The sequence below is a fragment of the Phocaeicola sp. genome (genome assembly GCF_057861905.1).
Map to the genome: position 1 here is coordinate 55,837 of NZ_DBMACV010000004.1, position 22,357 is coordinate 78,193.

Annotated in this window: 15 protein-coding genes, 2 tRNA genes and 1 pseudogene; 12 read left to right on the top strand and 6 right to left on the bottom strand. The window is 44.7% G+C overall.

Annotation, left to right across the window (positions count from 1 at the left end; translation table 11 throughout):
• The first annotated feature begins 148 nt into the window (after window positions 1–148).
• Together surE and lpxB are read left to right on the top strand one after the other, a co-directional pair.
• Window positions 149–922 carry a 5'/3'-nucleotidase SurE gene (surE, locus tag ACZM60_RS01590; RefSeq protein WP_340319144.1) on the top strand — a complete coding sequence of 258 codons (774 nt, stop codon included), beginning with the start codon at window positions 149–151 and terminating at the stop codon, window positions 920–922.
• Window positions 919–2,061 (top strand): lipid-A-disaccharide synthase, encoded by a 1,143-nt coding sequence (gene lpxB / locus ACZM60_RS01595; RefSeq protein ID WP_489520625.1) that lies wholly within the window; start codon window positions 919–921, stop codon window positions 2,059–2,061. Before surE ends, lpxB begins: the two co-directional genes overlap by 4 nt.
• 232 nt (window positions 2,062–2,293) lie before the next feature.
• Here the strand turns inward: lpxB and ACZM60_RS01600 are convergent, their stop codons facing one another.
• From ACZM60_RS01600 to rsfS, 3 genes are all read right to left on the bottom strand, one after another.
• On the bottom strand, window positions 2,294–3,139 hold the full coding sequence (locus ACZM60_RS01600) for a phosphatidate cytidylyltransferase (protein WP_418586348.1): 846 nt from the start codon (window positions 3,137–3,139) through the stop codon (window positions 2,294–2,296).
• Between the two features lie 108 nt (window positions 3,140–3,247).
• The gene (gene ftsH, locus ACZM60_RS01605) at window positions 3,248–5,287 is read right to left on the bottom strand and encodes an ATP-dependent zinc metalloprotease FtsH (protein ID WP_418586346.1); all 2,040 of its coding nucleotides are present in this window, start codon (window positions 5,285–5,287) and stop codon (window positions 3,248–3,250) included.
• 18 nt (window positions 5,288–5,305) lie between these two features.
• Window positions 5,306–5,665, bottom strand: a complete 360-nt coding sequence (rsfS, locus tag ACZM60_RS01610) for a ribosome silencing factor (protein WP_418586344.1) — start codon at window positions 5,663–5,665, stop codon at window positions 5,306–5,308.
• 209 nt (window positions 5,666–5,874) lie between these two features.
• On the opposite strand from rsfS, the gene ACZM60_RS01615 reads away from it, so the two are divergent.
• Together ACZM60_RS01615 and ACZM60_RS01620 are read left to right on the top strand one after the other, a co-directional pair.
• Window positions 5,875–5,945: transfer RNA gene (locus ACZM60_RS01615), tRNA-Gln, on the top strand.
• Between the two features lie 50 nt (window positions 5,946–5,995).
• A tRNA-Gln gene (locus ACZM60_RS01620) sits at window positions 5,996–6,066 on the top strand.
• 530 nt (window positions 6,067–6,596) lie between these two features.
• Here the strand turns inward: ACZM60_RS01620 and queA are convergent.
• Window positions 6,597–7,814: a tRNA preQ1(34) S-adenosylmethionine ribosyltransferase-isomerase QueA gene (gene queA, locus ACZM60_RS01625; RefSeq protein WP_340319139.1), complete on the bottom strand. Its 1,218-nt coding sequence runs from the start codon at window positions 7,812–7,814 to the stop codon at window positions 6,597–6,599.
• A 354-nt stretch (window positions 7,815–8,168) separates the two neighbouring features.
• Here queA and ACZM60_RS01630 point away from each other — a divergent pair, with 354 nt between their 5' ends.
• From ACZM60_RS01630 to ACZM60_RS01665, 8 genes are all read left to right on the top strand, one after another.
• On the top strand, window positions 8,169–9,218 hold the full coding sequence (locus ACZM60_RS01630) for a DUF2027 domain-containing protein (RefSeq protein WP_340319138.1): 1,050 nt from the start codon (window positions 8,169–8,171) through the stop codon (window positions 9,216–9,218).
• A 326-nt stretch (window positions 9,219–9,544) separates the two neighbouring features.
• A complete protein-coding gene (locus ACZM60_RS01635) occupies window positions 9,545–12,427 on the top strand; it encodes an exo-beta-1,4-galactosidase (RefSeq protein ID WP_489520626.1) in 2,883 nt (960 codons plus the stop codon).
• 86 nt (window positions 12,428–12,513) lie between these two features.
• Window positions 12,514–13,908 (top strand): polyamine ABC transporter ATP-binding protein, encoded by a 1,395-nt coding sequence (locus ACZM60_RS01640; RefSeq protein WP_021970526.1) that lies wholly within the window; start codon window positions 12,514–12,516, stop codon window positions 13,906–13,908.
• 10 nt (window positions 13,909–13,918) lie between these two features.
• Complete coding sequence (locus ACZM60_RS01645; protein WP_021970525.1) at window positions 13,919–14,719, top strand: ABC transporter permease; 801 nt, start codon at window positions 13,919–13,921, stop codon at window positions 14,717–14,719.
• Window positions 14,713–15,504, top strand: a complete 792-nt coding sequence (locus tag ACZM60_RS01650) for an ABC transporter permease (RefSeq protein WP_021970524.1) — start codon at window positions 14,713–14,715, stop codon at window positions 15,502–15,504. The genes ACZM60_RS01645 and ACZM60_RS01650 overlap by 7 nt, the downstream gene beginning before the upstream one ends.
• Before the next feature lie 37 nt (window positions 15,505–15,541).
• The gene (locus ACZM60_RS01655; RefSeq protein ID WP_489520627.1) at window positions 15,542–16,867 is read left to right on the top strand and encodes an ABC transporter substrate-binding protein; all 1,326 of its coding nucleotides are present in this window, start codon (window positions 15,542–15,544) and stop codon (window positions 16,865–16,867) included.
• A 110-nt stretch (window positions 16,868–16,977) separates the two neighbouring features.
• Window positions 16,978–17,925: a hypothetical protein gene (locus tag ACZM60_RS01660; protein ID WP_489520628.1), complete on the top strand. Its 948-nt coding sequence runs from the start codon at window positions 16,978–16,980 to the stop codon at window positions 17,923–17,925.
• Window positions 17,926–17,964: 39 nt separating this feature from the next.
• Complete coding sequence (locus tag ACZM60_RS01665; protein ID WP_489520629.1) at window positions 17,965–19,896, top strand: transglycosylase domain-containing protein; 1,932 nt, start codon at window positions 17,965–17,967, stop codon at window positions 19,894–19,896.
• An 11-nt stretch (window positions 19,897–19,907) separates the two neighbouring features.
• Here the strand turns inward: ACZM60_RS01665 and ACZM60_RS01670 are convergent, their stop codons facing one another.
• Window positions 19,908–20,390: a GNAT family N-acetyltransferase gene (locus tag ACZM60_RS01670; RefSeq protein WP_021970520.1), complete on the bottom strand. Its 483-nt coding sequence runs from the start codon at window positions 20,388–20,390 to the stop codon at window positions 19,908–19,910.
• A 261-nt stretch (window positions 20,391–20,651) separates the two neighbouring features.
• Window positions 20,652–22,262, bottom strand: a pseudogene (locus ACZM60_RS01675) (glycosyl hydrolase 115 family protein); the annotation flags it as partial.
• Between the last annotated feature and the right edge of the window lie 95 nt (window positions 22,263–22,357).

Here is a 22,357-nt window from a genome sequence, read left to right on the forward strand (position 1 = left end):
CTGCATTTCTTGAAAATGTTGATAACTCACGGCTTTTGTTAATAACTTCGGCGAGGCAAAGATACGTAATTCTGTGTAATTATGTGCCGTGGTTTGAGAAGATTAATATTTGTTGTAACTTTACGGACAATTATTAATAGTGAAATATATGACAAACGAAAGACCTCTTTTATTACTATCGAACGATGATGGCGTGAATGCCAAAGGAATACGAGAACTTATCGGGGCGTTGCGCCCGGTTGCCGACCTGATTGTTGTTGCCCCCGACGGGCCGCGTTCGGGTTCATCGGGAGCCATTACTTCCGAACATCCGCTCCGTAGTGCAAAGGTGCGTCAGGAACCCGGGCTGACTGTCTATAAATGTTCAGGAACTCCTGTCGATTGCGTCAAGCTGGCTTTGCATGCTTTGGTTCCCCGTAAGCCCGATATGGTGATAGGAGGTATCAATCATGGTGATAATTCGTCGGTAAATGTGCATTACTCCGGTACGATGGGTGTGGTGATAGAAGGCTGCTTGAAGGGGATTCCTTCGGTGGGATTCTCACTTTGCAATCATAGTGCGGATGCAGATTTCTCGGCAACGCTGCCTTATGTGCGCTGCATCGTAGAGGAGGTGCTTGCCAAGGGACTTCCCGAGGGTAAGTGTCTGAATGTGAATTTCCCTGATACGAATGAACTGAAAGGTGTACGAATCTGTCGGCAGACCAACGGGGTGTGGACAAACGAGTTTGTCAAGGCCGACCATCCGCGTGGCGGTTGTTACTACTGGCTTACGGGAGAATACAAAAACAACGAGCCCGATGCCGAGGATACCGACCACTGGGCTTTGGAGCATGATTATGTGGCAATTACTCCCACACAGATTGACGTTACGGCGTATTCGCTGATGGATGATTTGAAACACTGGAACTGGAACGTATGAAGTATTATCTGATAGTAGGAGAGGCGTCGGGCGACTTGCATGCATCGAACCTGATGCGTGCCTTGCAGCACGAAGATCCGCAGGCGGAATTACGCTTTTTCGGGGGCGATTTGATGAAAGCGGTGGGCGGTACTTGCGTAAAGCATTACCGCGAACTGGCGTATATGGGATTCATTCCTGTGCTGCTTCACTTGCGTACCATCTTCCGTAACATGGATTTTTGCAAGAAGGATGTCGAAGCGTGGCAGCCGGATGTCTTGATTCTGGTCGATTATCCGGGGTTTAACCTGAAGATAGCCGAATATATCAAGCGGCACACGCAGATACCTGTCTACTATTATATTTCGCCGAAAATCTGGGCGTGGAAGGAATATCGTATCAAGAATATCAAGCGAGATGTCGATGAATTGTTTTCTATCCTGCCTTTCGAGGTCGATTTCTTCAAGAAACATCAGTATCCGATACATTATGTGGGCAACCCGTGTGTGGATGCCGTGGATGATTTTCGCAGGAAAGGACAGGAAACTTTCAGTGAATTTATCACAGCCAACGGGCTGGAGGATAAGCCGATCATCGCTTTGCTGGCAGGAAGTCGCCGGCAGGAAATCAAAGATAATCTGACGCGCATGATTGAGGCGGCACGTAGTTTCCCGCAATATCAGTTTGTGGTGGCGGGAGCTCCCGGCATTGAGCCCGATTTTTACAAGCGATATATCGACAGCAGTACGAAAATCGTATTCGGACAGACGTACCGTTTGTTGCAGCAGGCTGAGGCTGCACTGGTTACTTCGGGAACGGCTACGCTCGAAACGGCCTTGTTCCGTGTGCCTCAGGTGGTGTGCTACTACATATCGGCTGGTAAACTGGTTTCTTTCCTTCGCAGGCATATCCTGAAGGTGAAGTATATTTCATTGGTAAACCTGATAGCCGACCGGGAAGTGGTGACGGAGCTGGTGGCCGACGGTATGACGGTTTCTAATATAAAAAAGGAGTTGGCTAAGATTATATCGGGCGGAAACGGACGCTCGCGCATGCTTTCGGAGTACGACCGGCTGATTGGTATTTTGGGAGAGCCGGGTGCGTCAGAACGTGCGGCGGCTCAGATTACGGCCTTGCTGAAAGTGCGCAGCAAAGTTTGATATGAAGTGTTCTGTTATTCGTCTGCGGAAGTTCTTATAAACGTGGGCGGGTTTCTGGAAAAACGTCGAGACATTTTTTTAGAATTTGTACAAATTCTCAGATTTTTTGTACAAATCTTGAAAACAATATGCCCTTCTTTTCTTTCACTTGTCATTGTGTTCTGAATCAATTGTTTGCAGGCTGGACAGCCTTTTCAGAGTAAGTGAAAGAAAGGAAGGGCACTTTCTGTTTTTAGGCAGTGATAAGTCCCACCAGATACAGGTATACAACTGCTGCCGGAACGGCCATAAGTGTGCTGTCGAAGCGGTCGAGCATACCTCCGTGTCCGGGCAGGATATTACCCGAATCCTTGATGCCGAGTGTACGTTTCATCAGCGATTCGGTCAAGTCGCCCCAGGTTCCGAATACTACAACCGTCAGTCCCAGTCCGATCCAGATGCCGGTACTCAGGAATGTAAAGAAGTGTGCCAGCACGATGGCAGCGATGATGCTGAATACAGCACCTCCGATAGAGCCTTCCCACGACTTTTTTGGGGAAATGCGTTCGAACAATCTGTGCTTTCCGAACAGCATGCCTGTGCAATAAGCGCCCGTATCATTTACCCAGTTGAAGATGAAAATAGACAAAGGTAATATCGGGTTGTATTGTGAAATACCTTCTACTGCGGTACTGTGGTAAGCCAGTACGTTGAGCAAGGCGAATGATAGAGCAATGTATATCTGGCTCATCATGGCGTATGCCCAGTTGTTGAGTGGATTGGGCTGTTTCTTATACAATTCGCTGATGAACAGATAAAGTATCAAAAACAGGTAAGGAATGAAGATTTCATTCGCTCCCGGTACAACTCCGATGTATCCGAAGCAGAGAAACAAGAACAAGCCTGCCAGAATGGATATAGGTTTGTTCATGCGTGTATTCTCCATTCGGTTGACAATGGTTCCAAATTCATTGATTGTAAGTGCACTGATCAGTGCAAACAAGATGGTGAACGAGATAGGGCCTCCCAGAATGCAGCCTACAAGGACGGCTACGAATATAATTCCTGTTATGGCTCGTTGAAGAAAATTGCTTTTCACGGCAGTAGGGGATTTAATGTTTGTTATTAAAATACTTTTGTCACCCAGACGGCCATGCAGGTCGACTGAATGACAAAAGCTTAGTTTCTGTTATGATAAAAATGGTTGTCAGGCTTGTTTCTCTTCATTGGAAACAGTAGAGCTCTCATCATTTGTTGCTTCCGGCTCTTTGTTTTCCGATTCAGATGACGGTTCGTCGGCCTTCTTTTCAGGTTCTGGAAGGGCCTTTTTCTCGTCAGCCATGATTTCTTCAGAGCGAGATGCCCATGGACGTTTTCCGAATATCTTCTCTACATCTTCGGCAAAGATTACTTCACGCTCTATCAGCAGTTCCGCCAGTTGGTTATGACCTTCCTTATGTTCCAGCAGCAATGCCTTTGCACGTGCATATTGTTCGTTTATCATCTTCTGCACTTCCTGATCAATCAGTTCGGCAGTATGTTCACTGTAAGGCTTGTTGAACGTATATTCATCGTTGCTGTAGTAGCACAGGTTCGGCAACTTGTCGCTCATGCCTGCGTATGCTATCATGCCGTAAGCCTGTTTGGTTACTCGTTCCAGGTCGTTCATGGCACCGGTTGAGATGTGTCCGATGAAAACTTCTTCGGCAGCACGACCTCCCAGTGTAGCACACATTTCGTCCAGCATCTGCTCCTTGGTCGTAATCTGACGTTCTTCAGGCAAATACCATGCGGCACCCAGTGCACGTCCTCGCGGAACGATTGTGACCTTGATCAGCGGATTGGCATGTTCCAGGAACCATGAAATGGTAGCATGTCCTGCTTCATGCAGAGCAATGGCACGTTTTTCGGCTGCGGTCATTACCTTTGTTTTCTTTTCCAGACCGCCGACGATACGGTCGATAGCTGCTAAGAAATCATCTTTTCCCACAGATGTCTTCGAGTGACGTGCCGCAATCAAGGCAGCTTCATTACATACATTGGCAATATCAGCACCGCTGAATCCCGGAGTCTGACGTGCCAACAGGTCAACGTCTACCGTATTATCCAGTTTCAACGGGCGGAGATGTACTCCGAAAACCTCCTTGCGTTCGTTCAAGTCGGGCAGATCGACGTAGATCTGACGGTCAAATCGTCCGGCACGAAGCAATGCTTTATCCAGAATGTCTACACGGTTGGTAGCAGCCAGTATGATGACTCCACTGTTCGAACCGAATCCATCCATTTCTGTAAGCAACTGGTTCAATGTGTTTTCGCGCTCGTCGTTACCTCCCATGCTGGGGTTCTTTCCACGGGCACGACCCACCGCATCAATTTCATCGATAAAGATGATACAAGGAGCCTTTTCCTTTGCCTGACGGAAGAGGTCGCGTACACGTGAAGCTCCCACTCCGACAAACATTTCTACGAAGTCGGAACCTGAAATGGAGAAGAACGGTACATCTGCTTCGCCGGCAACCGCTTTGGCAAGCAAGGTTTTACCGGTTCCCGGAGGGCCTACCAGCAGTGCACCTTTAGGAATTTTACCTCCCAGTTCGGTGTATTTTTGAGGCTGTTTCAGAAATTCTACAATCTCTTCCACTTCTTGTTTGGCAGCAGCTTGACCGGCTACGTCCTTAAACGTAATGCGGTTGGCTCCTTTCTCAAACAATTGAGCCTTGCTTTTTCCTACGTTGAAAACATTTCCGGCACCGCCCGGACCTCCACCACCGCTCATACGGCGCATGATGAACATCCATATTGCTATTAATAACAGGAAAGGAGCAATGTTCCAGAATATCATACTGAAATAATTCGTATGCTTTTCGTAACTGATGGAACCTGTGAAATGTCCGTTGTTCTGTTCTTCGTCAAGAAATTTATCAAGTGACTCCATCGATCCTATCTGTACGTTGACCGAAGGACTTCTGCCTACTTTGTTGGCATCTTTTCCGAACACATCGACAATGTGTTCAGGCTTGATAAACATATCTACAGTATTGTCATCGTAAGCAATGATTTTATTGGCATAACCTTTGCTTACCATATCCTTGAATTCGGTGTAAGTTATTTCTTTGCTTGCGCTTCCGTCTTCGCTGGAAAAGTATAAAAATCCGAAAACAAGTGCGATAATAACGTACAGCCAGCTCAAACTTGGGCGCGGCACGTTGATTTTGGGTTTATTGTTATTGTTTAAATTTTCACTCATACAAGTTTAAAAATAAAATTAGTCAATATCGGGAAGAGAAGTCAGCTTGGCATCAGCCCACAAATGTTCCAAGTTATAGAAATCTCTTACTTCCGGTAAAAATATATGCACCAGTACATCTCCATAATCCATGGCTACCCATTGGGCATTACGTACGCCGTCCATTCCATATACTTTGTTGCCGGTTTCTTTCCGAACGTATTCTTTTACTGAATCTACGATTGCCAGAACCTGGCTTGGTGAGTTTCCCTGACAGATAACGAAGTATTTGCAGATTGTATCTTCTATATTGGTTAAGTCAGCTATAACGATGTTCTTTCCTTTTTTTTCTTGAATGCCTTCTGTAATTTTCTTTACTAAGTTCTTTGTTTCGTCCATTATTATTATTCTCTGTTTTTATTTTAGTATTTACATATTTAATAATGTAGCAAATATACTTGCTTTTCTGTATATCACGAAGGAATGAAGCTTAATTCTCTTTTTCTTTTGTTTTTTTTTGAAAAAAATGCTTCAAACTATTGCGGTATTAGGAAAAAGTAGTACCTTTGCAGCGTCAAAAACGAAATGATTGACGAAACAATTGATTTTGGGCTATGGTGTAATGGTAACACAACAGATTCTGGTCCTGTTTTTCTTGGTTCGAGTCCGAGTAGCCCAACATCAGAACAAACGAAAGTCTTCACGGAGAAGGCATCGTAAATATAAGTTTGGGCTATGGTGTAATGGTAACACAACAGATTCTGGTCCTGTTTTTCTTGGTTCGAATCCGAGTAGCCCAACAGAATAGAAGGCGTTTCAGATTTATTCTGAAACGCTTTTTTTATTTTTATCTATGTGTGTATCCACAATTTTATTGGAATGAAATTCTTATTCTTTAAGGTCAAGATCTGTTGTTTCTGCTTTTTCTTGTTGTAAAATGGGAGAAAAGGAAAAGGGACGAAAGAATTCATTCGAAAATCCTTCGTCCCTTAATTATGGATGATGTGTTGAATTTGTCTAAAAACAGGTACGGAAAGTATTATCTTGTATACTGACCGTACATTGCCATTGCACTTGTATTCAAGTTCTTTTTGATGGCTTTGAATAAGTTTTTCACTTGTTTCATAATGTTATCCTTTCGTTGTTTTTGTGTTATAAATACTTTTCTAATCTTATCAGTCGCTCTCTTTTTTGAGAGTTGTTTAGCTTAGTTATCCTTCTTTTTATGTTTTACAACACAAAATTACGGGTTTTTGTTTGCCCACCCATACATTTTATTGAAAAAATGCGCAATGACTTCTTTTTCTTGATTTAGGTCAATGAATCTGTTTTAGGGGATGAGTAATGAAGAGTCTCCATAGCTCAGAAAACGAAAATCGTGAGATAAAGCATAGTCGTAAATGTTGCGCCAGTCACCCTTAACGAAAGCTGAAACAAGTAATAACAATGTACTTTGTGGCTGATGGAAGTTTGTGACCATACGTTTGACAATTTTATACTCATATCCCGGAGCAATGATAATCTGCGTGCTGGTATGAAGTGCGTCAAGACCATGACGGTTCATGTAGTCTAAGATACATTGCAAAGCCTCTGTCGTGCTAAGAGTGGGATTTGATTCATAAGGTTGCCATTGCTTTACGTGCAGGTCTTCCTGACTTGCATCCGGATTCTGGCTGATAGTTACACCTATATAATATAGACTTTCCAACGTACGTACAGAAGTGGTTCCTACTGCTACAGCTTCTCCATGGTGTGCAATCAGTTTCTCGATGGTTGTCTTGTTGACTGAGATATACTCGGTGTGCATTTCGTGTCCTTCTATCTCTTCACTCTTGACCGGTTTAAATGTTCCGGCTCCAACGTGAAGGGTAACTTCCTCCAAGTCGACACCTTTGGCTTTCAGTGCAGACAGTACCCGTTCCGTAAAATGTAATCCGGCAGTAGGAGCGGCCACCGATCCTTTTATTTTTGAATAAACTGTCTGATATGTTTCCTTATCACTTTCCTGAGTTTCGCGGTTAAGGTAAGGAGGTATAGGCAATTCTCCGAATACCTCAAGGATGTCGGCGAAAGTAACTTCCGGATTATCCCATGTAAAGTCTACCCAGTGGCTTGTACCATGACATGCGCCACGCTGGGCGGTCAGCGTAATGGTTTTTCCTTTTACCGTCATTTCCTTATGCAAAGCACCCTCTTTCCATTTCTTCAGGTTACCGATCATGCACAGCCATGCCGAGTGACTGGTTTGCTGAAAGTTCAGTGCGTAATCATTGGGCTGGATAGGTTCCAGACAGAAAATTTCGATCAATGCACCCGTTTCCTTACGGAAATGCAGTCGTGCCTGAATAACTTTGGTATTATTGAATATCATCAGCATGCCCGGTTCCAGATAATCGGGCAGGGAAGTAAATATTGTTTCACTGATTTTGCCATGCTGATATACTAACAGCTTCGACTGGTCGCGTACGGGAAGTGGGAATTTGGCGATACGCTCATCGGGCAGCGGATAGTTATAATCGCTGATTTTTATATGCTTAGTTTCTGTCATAGTGTTGAGTAGTATGATTTACGTGGGTGCAAAATTACAGAATTTCTTCGGGTATCAGAGTAATGCCTGTCGAAAATTTACAGCTCACTACATTTTGCCTGAAGAGTAGAAAGAAATGATTGTATAAAAAAAACGGTTCAACCGACTGAAAAAAACTGCCATGGAAAGCAATCGTATTGTTGCGACCGACAGGAATATTGCGTTTTTTGTTTTCCGAATAAAACCATTATATTTGCACTACATATCTTTTGTAATAAACAAGATAAATATATGTAAGGTATTACCTGATAGATAGGAACGGAAACTCTTTTATAAAGAGTTTTTTATGTAATATAAAATAAGGAGGACAAAACGATGAAAATAGGAGATAAAGTCCGTTTCCTCAGCGAAGTGGGAGGCGGTATCGTGAGAGGATTTCAAGGAAAAGACGTGGCATTGGTAGAGGGTGACGATGGCTTTGAGATTCCGATGCTGATAAAAGAGTGTGTCGTCATTCAGACAGATGATTATAATATTCCTCTTAAATCGACCAAAAAGCCTGAAGTTCCGCAGCCGGAAGAGGAAGTAGAAGAAGAAAAACCGATTACTTACCGTGCTCCGGAAATACGTGGAAACGATGTGCTGAACGTATATCTGGCTTATGTGCCTCAGGATGTAAAGGCAATCTCTTCGACAGCTTTCGACGCTTATCTGATAAACGACAGCAATTATTTCGTCGATTATCTGTACTTGTCGGCCGAAGGAAAAAGCTGGACATTGCGCAGTCGCGGCACTATCAAGCCAAACATGAAAATGCACTTGGAAGAGTTCGATAAAGGTGCGTTGAACAGCATGGAACATGTGGCGGTACAATTGCTGGCTTACAAGGACGACCGTACGTTTCTGTTGAAGAATGCCGTCAATACGGAAGTGCGCATTGATACCGTAAAATTCTATAAACTGCATACTTTCCAGCAGACCGATTTCTTTGCAGAACCTGCTTTGGTATACGATATCGTGCGCGATGATGAAGAAGTAAAGCAAGTGTATGTTTCGGCCAACGATATCAAGGAAGCCTTGTTGCAGAAAAGTGTGTCCGATGCTCCTGCCAAATTGCAGAAAAAACAGCATAAAGTAAAAAATGATATTGTAGAAATCGACTTGCACATCCACGAGTTGCTGGACGATACAACAGGCATGGGAAATGCCGAGATGCTGAATTATCAGCTTGACGTATTCCGCAAGACACTGGAAGAATACAAAGACAAGAAGGGACAGAAAATAGTCTTTATTCATGGCAAGGGCGACGGTGTATTGCGCCGTGCCATTCTGGATGAACTCAAACGCAAGTACAAGAATTATCCCAGTCAGGATGCTTCGTTCCGTGAATATGGTTTCGGAGCTACTATGGTGACCATCCGATGAGGTAATAGATTCAATTCCTCACTTCCTTTTCTGTTACATTTTCCAGCAAGAATGCTGAGGATTGGCAGGAAAAGAAGTGAGGGATTTTTTTTGCTCCACCGGAACTTGTTTATTTTTTGTACAAATCTTTTTTGTTTTTGTACAAAAAATAAAAAAACGTCGAGACATTTTTAGGGAAAGGCCGGCATACTTCAACAGGAATGTCTGCATATATCCGATGAGGGCTCGTCGTGCATAAATTTTCATTTAAGTGTACTAATTTCCATTTCTTCCCTTATAACGAATCCTTATCTTTGTTCCAACGAATCTAATTCAGGTATTTTGGTATGAAAAAACACATTCTTCGTCGTGCTATAATGGCTTTGGGCATCTGTTCGGCCTTGAATATACAGGCGCAAGCTCCTCATCCCGAACGAATTTATCTGTCGGGTACAGGCATCGATGATACTCGTACATGGCAATTTTTCTGCTCCAAAGGTCTAAATTCCGGTGAATGGAAACCCATCGAAGTTCCTTGTTGCTGGGAATTGCAGGGCTTTGGTGAATATACTTATGGGCGCTATTATATGGTGAAAGGTACAAAACCCAGCGATGAAACCGGTATATACCGTTATAGTTTTCAAGCTCCCAAGTGCAGGAAAAACGACCGCGTCAGGTTATTTTTCGACGGAGTCATGACCGATGCAGAGGTGCTGGTCAATGGAAAACCTGCGGGAAATATTCATCAAGGTGCCTTTTACCGTTTCTCTTACGACATTACTTCGCTGTTGAATACAGAAGGGGAAAATCTGCTTGAAGTGAAAGTAGCCAAACAGTCGGCTAATAAATCGGTGAATGCGGCAGAGCGTCGTGCTGACTGGTGGTTGTTCGGGGGAATCTACCGTCCGGTATGGCTGGAGGTTGTTCCTGAAGTTTCGATGGAACATTTTGTGATTGATGCCCGTGCCGACGGACATTTCCGTGCTTCGGTGCGCACGAGCGGTAATCCGGAAGGTTATTCTTTGTCTATCTCGGTATGCGGATTGAAAGATGGCAAGCTCCTGAAAACCGACGAAGGGAAGGAAGAAATGACATGTCGGATAAGTTGTGCAGGAAAAGAAACGAACATCGAAGGCAGGTGGCATGATGTGAAGGTATGGAATACGGAGTCGCCCGAACTTTATCGGGTGCGTTTGGCATTGAAAGACCGCGAGGGAAAGACTGTTCAGGTTCGTGAGGAGCGGACAGGTTTCCGGACCATCGAATTTTTTCCGCAAGACGGACTTTATCTGAACGGAACACGGCTGGTGCTGAAAGGTATCAACCGCCACTCTTTTTCGGTAGACGGCGGGCGGACAACGAGTGCTGCAATGAGCCGGCAGGACGCTTTACTCATCAAGGAAATGAATATGAATGCTGTACGTTCCCATTATCCGCCCGATGAACATTTTCTTGATATGTGCGACTCTCTCGGCTTGGTTTATATTGATGAACTTGCCGGGTGGCATGGGTGTTATGATACGGAAACCGGTGCACGGCTGGTAAGGGAAATGGTGGAACGTGATGTAAATCATCCGTCGGTCATCTTGTGGAGTAATGGAAATGAAGGCGGATGGAATACGGCGAACGATGTTCTTTTTACTGATTACGATAAGTATCAGCGACGTCATGTCATTCATCCGTGGGCCGATTTCGACGGGCTTGATACGCATCATTATCCGGCTTATCTTACGGGAGTAGCACGATTTACCAATGGCTATAAAGTCTTTATGCCTACAGAGTTTATGCATGCAATGTACGATCAGGGCGGAGGAGCCGGACTGCGTGATTTCTGGGACCGGTGGATGACCAATCCTATGTTTGCCGGAGGCTTTATCTGGGCATTTTGTGATGAGGCTCCCAAGCGTTCCGACCGGGAAGGAATGCTCGATTCCGACGGTTCGAATGCTCCCGATGGGGTAGTTGGTCCGAGAAGGGAAAAAGAAGGGAGTTTTTATGCCATCAGGTCGCAATGGTCGCCTGTTCAGATAAAGCCTTTGCTTATTACGGATCATTTCGACGGAAGTTTCTTCGTTACAAACGAATATGCTTATACCAATCTGAAAGATTGTCGAATAACTTATGAAGTACTTGCATGCAATACTCCCATGCAGGGGGCACACTCTCGCGTGCTTGCCCGCGGAGAGGTCGTACTTCCTTCTATTGCTCCCGGGGAAACGGGAAAGGCACATTTTTCTTTGCCTGCTTCTTTTCGTGAGGGAGATATACTGAAGTTGGAAGCATTCGATAAGGAAAAGCGCAGTATCTGTGAATGGACTTATCCTATCCGTCTGGCAAATCAATATTTCAATCGCCATTTATCTCATACTTGCCGGGAGGCATCTTCCGGTGCGGTATCAGCCTGTAATGATGGCAAGCAGATAATCCTGAAAAGTGATAAGGTCAGTATTGCCTTCGATGCCGGTACGGGAATGATTGCCCGTATACTTTCAGATGAAAGAGAAGTACCCTTTACCGATGGTCCGGTGGCAGTAGGCATGAAAATGATTTATCAGCCTGCCGAAAGTTACGTACGTCAGGATTCGGCTGGAGCGGTGTTTTGTGCCCGTTACAAAGGTGGGGCCGATTCGATAGTGTGGCGACTGACTCCTCAGGGGCTGCTCTATATGGATGCTGTACTGCTGAACCGTGCTTCGGGCGGGGGTGGTCTGGACGATGCTTTTATGGATGAGGAAGTTTATAATCTTGGAATTACATTTTCTTATCCGGAGCAAAGTTGCACGGGTATGAAATGGATGGGAAGAGGACCTTATCGTGTCTGGAAAAATCGTATTGCGGGTACCAATTATAATATCTGGCATAAGGAATACAATAATACCATAACCGGGGAAAGCTATGACAATCTTGTATATCCCGAATTTAAAGGTTATCATGCTAATGTGTACTGGGCTACTTTAGAAAGTGATGAAGTTTCTTTCACAGTCTACTCGCGTACAGATGGAATATTTTGCCGTATCTTCACACCTGCGGAGCCAAAGGGTAGCGCCAAAAAGACAATGCCCGATTTCCCTGAAGGAGATATTTCTTTTTTGCTCGATATACCAGCCATCTGCTCGTTTAAGCCTATCGAACAACAGGGGCCCAATAGTCAGCCTGGCAATATCCGTATAAAGAAAGGCGACGAGGGGTTGCGCTTGAACTTGATGTTCGATTTCAGAAAAACCTTCTGAGTTTATCTTGTTGCAGTTATAAAACTATACCTTTTTAACGAGATAAGTTAATAATAATGTGTACCTTTGCGGGCTGAAATCAGAACATGCATATGCAACAAGACAATAAACCTATTATTGAAGTAAGAAACGTGTCGAAATTCTTTGGTGAAAAGACGGCACTCGACCATATTAACTTATCTATCCGCAAAGGTGAGTTCGTGACAATTCTTGGTCCTTCGGGATGTGGAAAAACCACTTTGCTGCGACTCATTGCGGGGTTTCAGACTGCCTCGGAAGGAGAGTTGTACATCGACGGAACAGAAATCACCCAGACTCCTCCTCATCGTCGTCCGGTGAATACGGTGTTTCAGAAATATGCGCTGTTTCCTCACCTGAATGTATATGATAATATTGCTTTCGGATTGAAGCTGAAAAAAATGCCGAAGGCTGAAATGGAGAAAAAGGTGAAGGCGGCACTGAAGATGGTGGGCATGACCGACTATGAATACCGTGACGTAAACTCGTTGTCGGGCGGACAGCAACAGCGTGTAGCCATTGCCCGTGCCATTGTGAACGAGCCGGAAGTGTTGTTGCTCGACGAACCTCTTGCCGCTCTCGACCTGAAAATGCGTAAGGACATGCAGATGGAGTTGAAGGAAATGCACCGCCGTCTGGGGATTACCTTTGTTTATGTTACTCACGATCAGGAGGAGGCTTTGACGCTGAGCGATACCATTGTGGTCATGAGCGAAGGAAAGATTCAGCAAATCGGTACACCGACCGATATCTACAATGAGCCCATCAATTCGTTTGTTGCCGATTTTATCGGTGAAAGCAATATCTTGAACGGTACGATGGTGCGCGACTGTCTGGTACGTTTCTGCGGACGCGAGTTTGAATGTGTGGATAAGGGATTTGGCGAAAATGCTCCTGTCGACGTGGTAATCCGTCCGGAGGACTTGTATATTTTCCCGGTATCCGATGCGGCACAGCTTCGCGGTGTGGTGCAGTCGTGCATCTTCAAGGGTGTACATTACGAGATGGCAGTGGCTGTAGGCGATTATGAATTTCTGGTACAAGACTATCATGCCTTCGAAGCAGGCTCGGAAGTTGGTCTGCTTATCAAGCCGATGGACATACATATCATGCAGAAAGAACGGATATGCAATACGTTTGAGGCATCGATGGTGGACGAAACACATGTGGAATTCCTCGGTTGTGAGTTCGAATGTCCGCGGGTGGATATGAGCAACTCGTCATGCGACTGGAAGCACGTGAAGGTGGAAGTCGATTTCGACAAGGTGATTTTGCAGGACAATGAAGAAGACGGAATGCTTACCGGCGAGGTGAAGTTCATTCTTTACAAGGGAAACCATTACCATCTCACGGTTTTGTCCGACTGGGACGAAAATGTTTTTGTCGATACCAACGATGTTTGGGATGACGGCGACCGCGTGGGTATCACCATCCCTGCTGAGGCTATTCGTGTAATTTGTTAATATAAGGATAATGAAGAAATTGCAACATTTTTTCTCTTCACGTAAGAGTTGGGTTTTGCCTTATCTCATTTTTTCGGTCATATTCGTAATTATTCCGCTGTTGCTGATTGTAGTATATGCGTTTACCGATGATATGGGACATCTTACATTGGCCAATTTCAGTAAGTTTTTTGCTCATTCCGAATCGGTCAATACCTTTGTTTATTCTATTGGCATTGCTATTCTCACCACGTTGGGATGTATCTTGCTGGGATATCCGGTGGCATGGATTCTGAACAACTGCAAGAATCTGAGTTATTCACGCACGCTGATCATGCTGTTCATCCTTCCGATGTGGGTAAACATCCTAGTGCGTACGCTCGCTACGGTCGCCTTGTTCGACTTTTGCCGGCTGCCGCTGGGCGAAGGGGCTCTCATTTTCGGCATGATATACAATTTTATTCCCTTTATGATTTATCCTATTTACAATACGTTGCAGAAAATGGACAGAAGTTACATCGAGGCGGCACAGGATTTGGGAGCCAATTCTTTCCAAGTATTCTGGAAAGTTATTTTTCCATTGTCCATGCCGGGAGTAGTGAGCGGTATCATGATGGTATTCATGCCTACCATTTCGACCTTTGCCATTGCCGAACTGTTGACTATGAACAATATCAAACTTTTCGGAACAACCATACAGGAGAATATAAACAACAGCTTGTGGAACTATGGAGCTGCCCTTTCACTCATTATGTTGTTCCTGATTGCTGCAACATCCTTGTTCACTCCCGAGAATAAGGACGAGTCGGAGAGAGGAGGAGGCGTATGGTAAGAAGAATCATTGAGCAGATATATCTGTGGGTATTGCTGATATTGCTTTACGCACCTATCCTGATTATTGTCGTTTATTCGTTTACCGAGGCGAAAGTGCTGGGCAACTGGACTGGCTTTTCATTCAAGCTTTATGAGTCGTTGATGAATACCGGTGCACATCATTCGCTGATGAATGCGTGTATCAATACCATTGCCATAGCTTTGATTGCCGCTACTGTTTCCACGTTGTTGGGAAGCATTGCGGCCATTGGTATATTCAATTTGCGAACCCGTAGCCGGAAGGCCATGGGATTCATCAATACGATTCCTATCCTGAACGGTGATATCATAACCGGTATTTCCTTGTTCCTGCTTTTTGTTTCGCTGGGCATTACACAGGGATTTACTACCGTTGTGCTGGCTCATATTACGTTCTGTACGCCATACGTGGTGCTGAGTGTACTTCCTCGCTTGAAACAAATGAACCCAAACCTGTATGAAGCGGCACTCGACTTGGGGGCTACACCGATGCAGGCGCTCTGGAAAGTGATTATTCCCGAGATACGTCCGGGTATGATCAGCGGTTTTCTGCTGGCACTGACTATCTCGTTCGACGATTTTGCCGTAACCGTATTTACTATCGGTAATCAGGGACTGGAAACACTTTCTACTTATATCTATGCCGATGCACGTAAAGGGGGACTTACTCCGGAGCTTCGTCCGCTGTCTGCACTGACGTTTGTCGTTATATTGATATTGTTGATTATTATTAACCGTAGAGCTGGAAAGGCTCAGAAGAAATAAGGCTTTGCAGGAATAAAGCCATGTGTCGAAACGTAGAATGAAAAGATTATATCAAGTTATTGTGTGCCTGTGGACTTGTCTTGCCATGGCAGGCTGCTATAATGCTGACGAGTCGCGTCAGAATATACTGAAAGTGTATAACTGGGCCGACTATATTGGGGAAGGTGTGCTGGAGGATTTCCAGAAATATTACAAGGAGCAGACCGGAGAAGATATACGTATCGTGTATCAGACCTTCGATATCAATGAAATCATGCTTACCAAGATTGAAAAAGGACATGAGGATTTCGATGTGGTATGTCCTTCGGAATACATCATTGAACGTATGTTGCATAAGGGATTGCTGCTGCCTATCGATACGGTATTCGCACATTCTCCTAACTACATGAAAGGAATTTCTCCCTATATCCGCCGTCAGATAGATAAACTGGGTACAACGAAGAATCCCGCAAGCCGGTATGCAGTATGTTATATGTGGGGAACTGCCGGATTGCTGTACAATACGCAGTATGTTACTGCTCAGGATATGGAAACATGGGGTTGTCTGTGGGATAAACGCTTTGCAGGACGTATTCTGATGAAGGACGCTTATCGTGATGCTTATGGTACAGCTATGCTGTATGCACATCGCAAACAGCTTGCTGAAGGTACGGTTTCTGTTCCAGAATTGATGAACGATTATTCTCCTGCCGCCATGGATACGGTAGAAAAATACCTGAAACTGTTGAAACCGAATGTAGCGGGCTGGGAAGCCGACTTCGGAAAGGAGATGATGACCAAGGGGAAGGCGTGGATAAACATGACATGGAGCGGTGACGCACAGTGGGCTATCGAAGAAGCTGAGCTGGTAGGTGTAAATCTTGCTTATTCTATTCCGGAAGAAGGTAGTAATATCTGGTACGACGGATGGGTGATTCCCAAGTATGCCAAGAATGTAAAGGCTGCAAGTTATTTCATCAATTTCTTGTGCCGTCCCGATATTGCTTTACGAAATATGGAAGAAAACGGCTACGTCAGTGCAGTGGCGGCTCCTGAAATAATGGAGGCTTGTATCGATACAACACTGACCGAAACGGTGGATGCCAGCTATTTTTTCGGACCGGAAGGGCGTAATGTAAAATTGCGCAATACACAATATCCAGATATTTCCATCGTAAACCGCTGCTCCATGATACGCGATTTTGGCGACAAGACGGTAAATGTACTCGAGATATGGTCACGCATCAAAGGTGATAACCTGAACAGTGGCATTGTTATTCTGATTTTCGTAGTGGTAGCCGGGCTGAGTATCTGGCAGATACGCCGGCGGGTGCTGGCATACAAGCGCCGTCGGAAACAGCATCGCAAGCGTCGCCGCAGGTGATTATCCCTAAAAGAAATAGGAAACTCCCTATTGGCAAATAGAAAGTTTCCGTTGCAGGAGGATTTTTATCCTCCTATTCCTGTATCAGGAAATCAGAAAAATATTAGAATATGAAAACCAGAAAGTTTATATTACTGTTTTGCGTGATGCTTTGTACATGTTTGTTGCCGGCACATGCTTCCTCTTTGGGCGATATTCGCGTTAACGCTCGTTTTTTGACTGACCGGATGGCTTTCGAACTGAACTTGAATCAGAGCCAGTATAACGATTTGTTTGAAATTAACTTTGATTTTCTGAGTGGGGTAGATCCTTATCTGACCGGCATGGCCTGTGCTGATGCCGCTGCGCTTGATGCGTACTACCGGTATTTGGATGAAAGAAATGACGACTTGCGCTGGGTACTTTCCAGTTCGGCCTATACACGTTTTCTTGCGATAGAATATTTCTTCCGTCCGATTTATGCCATGAATAATGTGTGTTACCTGCGTGTGTACAAGGTATATCCCAACAGAAGTTTCTTTTATTTCGGGCGTCCCGTACACTATCTTACCTATTGCGGTGCGCATAGTCGCCGGTTCTATCGGAATACAGGCTTTTACCGGACTCACTTTACCGGTCGTTATCACCACCCCGTTTATAGGGGAAATTTCCACAGTCGTCCGGAATTCAGGAAACACGACTTTATAGCTCCTCGACCGGCCAAGAATCCGGGCTACCATTTCACTCCGGTTCGTCCTTCGAAACCGGGAGTTCCGGCACATCGTCCCGAGGCACGTCCGCCTTACCGTCCCGGATCAAGCGTGCGGCCTACTCCCAAACCCGCTCCCAAACCCGAGAAACGCCCGTCGAAAGTAGACCACAAACGGCCTGCTTATACGGGGAATGCTCGTCCGTCGCATCCGGGTGTTTCAAAACCTTCGGGCAAGGTTCCGAATCGGGTAACACGCCCCTCAAACACAGAGTCTAAGGGGAGTCGGAAACCGGTGCGCCCAAGTGGAAAAGAGAATAGAAAGCCGGTTAAACAAACAAAAGAAAAATCTTTCTTGCACAACATGTAAGTAAAGCTTATTTTTGCGGCAAATATCAATAAAGATATTATGAAAAGTCGAGTACTTAAACTGATTGCCGCAGGAATCGTATTGGTTGTGCTTGTGGCAGGAACAGGACTCTTTTTGTGTAGGGGAGTCCTGTTGCGGCATGTTGCCGGGAAAAAGCTGGAAACGGTGGAGCAAAATTACGGATTACAGATTGCCTATCGTGAACTGACTATGCCTTCTCTTTCTACAATCTGCATGAAGGGGCTGACTATTGTCCCTGAAAATCGGGATACCTTGCTGAGCCTTAATAAGGTGGAAGTTGACCTTAGTCTGCTTTCTTTATTGGGAGGAAAAATTTCAGTGCGTCAGGTTGATGTGGAAGGCATGGCACTTTCTTTTGTCAAGCAGGGAGTTGTTTCGAATTATGATTTCCTATTTCGCCGAAAGGCAGGACAAGAAGATCAGCCGGAAGTGGAAACAACCACACTGGGAGGATACGATGCACGGGTAAAGCAGACACTTCATCTGATATTTCGGATGCTGCCCGAAAACGGTGAATTGCAGGACTTGAATGTGACGGCACGCCGTGATTCTTTGCAGACCTGCTTTCATATTCCTGAACTTATTCTTACGAATAGTCAGTTTGCCTCCGCCATTCAGGTAGAAGAAGGTGTGATGCAAGGAGAATGGAAGGTCAGAGGTACACTGGCACGCAGCATGCGTCTGATAGAAGGCAGCATAGCTTCTGCCAATGAAGATGAAAAAGTGATGCTTCCATATATACGCCCTCATTACAATGCAACGGTAGCATTCGATTCCATTGCTTTTAAGTTGTCGGAACTTTCTTCGGGCTCTGCTCCGCTGACGCTGGAGGGAATGGCCTCTGTCGACGGACTGGAGGTCTATCATGCGGCACTTTCTCCCGATACCATCGATCTGGACAAGGGAAAACTGGAGTATACCTGCCATGTAGGCAATGACTATTTCGAACTGGACAGTGCGTCTACCGTGATATTCAACCGCCTGAATTTTCATCCTTACCTGCGGGCTGAGAAAGACCGCAAGTGGCATTATACGGCAAGCATCCATCGTCCGGCGTTTCCGGCAGAGGACTTGTTTGCTTCGTTGCCGAAAGGTTTGTTCCGCCATGTGCAGGGCATTCGCACATCGGGTAAACTGAGTTATGATTTGTTGCTCGACGTGAATTTCAATCATCTGGATAGTCTGAAATTTTCTTCCGACCTGCGCGGACATGGATTCCGTATCGAAAGTCTGGGAGGAAGCGAGCTTACCAAGATGAACGGTGAGTTTGAATATACCGCATACGAGAACGACCGGCCCGTAAGAACGTTTTTCATCGGTCCGTCGAATCCCAATTTCCGTCCGCTCGACCGTATTTCTCCTCTGCTTCAGATGGCAATTATGCAATCGGAAGACGGCGGATTCTATTATCATCAGGGCTTTCTTCCGGGCGCCATTCAGGAAGCGTTGTCTTACGATCTGAAGGTAGGCCGCTTTGCTCGCGGGGGAAGTACCATTACCATGCAGCTGGTAAAGAATGTCTTTCTGAACCGTCATAAGAACATTGCCCGCAAGCTGGAGGAGGCACTCATCGTCTGGCTGATAGAAAATCAGCATCTTACTTCGAAAGAGCGTATGTATGAAGTCTACCTGAACCTCGTAGAGTGGGGACCTTTGGTTTACGGAGCCTGCGAAGCTTCTCATTTTTATTTCGAGAAAGAGCCTTCCGACCTGACGGTAGAAGAAGCTATTTTTCTGGCTTCCATAGTACCCAAGCCTAAACATTTCCGTTCGGTGTTTAATGCCGATGCTACCCTGCGTGAGAATCAGGAAGGATATTTTCATTTGATTGCCAGACGATTATGTGCAAAAGGATTGCTTACCGAAGAGGAGGCTGCTGCCGTACGTCCGGAAATAACCGTAAAGGGGAAGGCAAAGGATATGATTTTGTACCCCGACAGTATCTGGTAATGTATCTCGTCTTACAGAATCAGTTCGTAATCGGCTACATCGAGCCATCGTCCGAACTTCATGCCTACTTCCTTGAAGGAAGAAACTTGTCTGAATCCTAAAGACGCATGGAAGTTGCAACTGGCAGTATTTTCGCTGGTGATACAGGCTATCAGGGCATGGACACCACGGCGTCTGCACTCGTCGGTGAGCCGTTGCATGAGTTGTCTGCCGATACCTTTTCCGGTAAATGCGGGTGAAAGGTATACGGTGGTTTCCAGTGTGCGGCTGTAGGCCTCCTTTTCTTTCCACGCATGTGCATAGCAATATCCTTCTACTTTCCCGTTTTCTTCGTATACAAAGTAGGGGTATCGCATTGAAATATCGGATATACGCTGTCGCATATCTTCTTTGGTAAGGAGATTTACATCGAAAGTACTTGTACTGTGTGCGATGTATTCATTGTAGATGGCTGCAACGTCGGAAGCATCGTGTAGAGTGACCGGTCTTATCATAGTGAGTGTATTTTGATTGTCTGAACACAAATATACACAATTCATGTGAGAACTTGCGGAGTTTTGAGGGCTTTCTTGAAGAAACAAGCAGAAAGTTGCCTGATTTTTTGTACGAAAAAAAATTTTTTTTGTACAAATTTTCAGAAAATGTCAGGACGTTTTTGGAAGAGTATCAAGATGGAATAAAAAAGACATCGGTCGAAAAACTGTAAAAAAACGACCGACGTCTTTTAAGTATCAGAAACTTTTCCCTTAGAAATTTCAGTCTTTGGTATAAATCATTGTTTCGGGTGCTCCCAAATAACAGTCTTTTAGTTTGCCGCAGTCTATTAGAATTTTTTCAAATACAATGCCGGCATTGAGTGGACGTATGCGCAGGGTATGTTTTCCTGCTGTTATTTTATGCTCGGTTTCTGATTCAATTATTGGATTTGCCTGCCATTCTCCCAGTTCTCCCCGATAGTTTCTATTAAAGTTGACTATTTGTTCTTTCCCTTCATCTATGCTGATTGCATAGCTCAATCCTTTGTTATGGTTGAAATTTAAGGTAGGAGCCAGTAACAGTTTGATTTTTATGTTATTATCTTTTTCGAATAAAATGTCATATTCCAGGTATAAATCCTGAGGGGTGACAGTTACAGGTTGCGTTGTTACACCGGAAAGTGTTTTCCCGAAATCGGGGATTGTTATCCAGTGCGCATGGTTTCCATCATTAGCCCTTGTATAGTGTTCTGCTTCCATCGAAACATATCCCTCTTTATCTGTAAAGGTATATGGACGTTTTGTCGGTTCTATTCGTTGGACTTCTGGTAGAATTTGTGTCGGAGGATTGTTCCATGATGTATAACCTATGTGTACCTGATCCATCATGTGATTCCATTTCCCGTTACTTATTTGGTGGTTGTAGTGTAACATAAGTAATGAATCACGTTTAAAACAGCTGATAACTCTATCGGCCCATATATTGGCTTCCGGATTATTTACTTTTGCCAGTCGGTTATTCATGGCTTGTGCATAATACATGTTGTACAGGTTGGCACATGCTTGTACCGGAAAATTTACCAGTTGTTCGTATGCGTTTCGGCAACTGTCAGGCATTACCTGTAGCAGATTGTCAGCGTCGCGTGCCAGAGCATTGTATTCATTGACAACTCTTTCCCATTCTCCATAATTGAAACTGTATGTCTGCATGCTAAGCATTTCGGGAGTTACCCGGCGGTTATATTTAGGATAAAGAGATAAAATGCGTGCCGCTTCTTTGGCATATGCTGTTCCAAATTGTTCTCGGCAGAATGTTTCGGTGTGTTCCTGCAAATTATTTGCCTGAAACTGGTCGGGATTCCAAGCCATATCCAAAAAGAAAGTGATCGGATATTCCATGGGTTTTAAGTCACCTACATTGACAATCCATAACTGACGTATGCCATATTCGTATGCCAGATGCATTTGTTCCCATATTCTTGGGATGGGACTGATGTTAATCCACTTCGAGTTTCGTGGTGCACCTACGTAGTCAAAATGATAGTACATGCCGTACCCTCCTTTACGGGGCTTTTCTGTCAAGTCGGGAAGTTTGCGCACGTTTCCCCAATTATCGTCACATAATAATAAAGTTACGTCATCAGGGACTTCCATGCCTTTATCATAATAATTTTGCACCTCTTTATAAAGAGCCCATACTTGTGGCGTATTTTCGGCAGCTTTTCCTGTTACATTCCGTATAATCTGGCGTTGGTCTTTTACTATTTTTTTCAGCAAGGCTATATTTTTCTTTTCATTGGGTGTATATTCATGCTCTTTTCCTTCTTCTCCTCCCATTGGGGCATCACCATCGCCCCGCATGCCTATAGTAACGACTTTTTCCCATTCTTTACCTGAGTTCGGGATAAGTTTAGAATAAGGCCAGTTGTTTTGAGTCCTCAATATAGTATCCTTGCAATGCATCCGGTTTGTTTTCAAAGAAACAA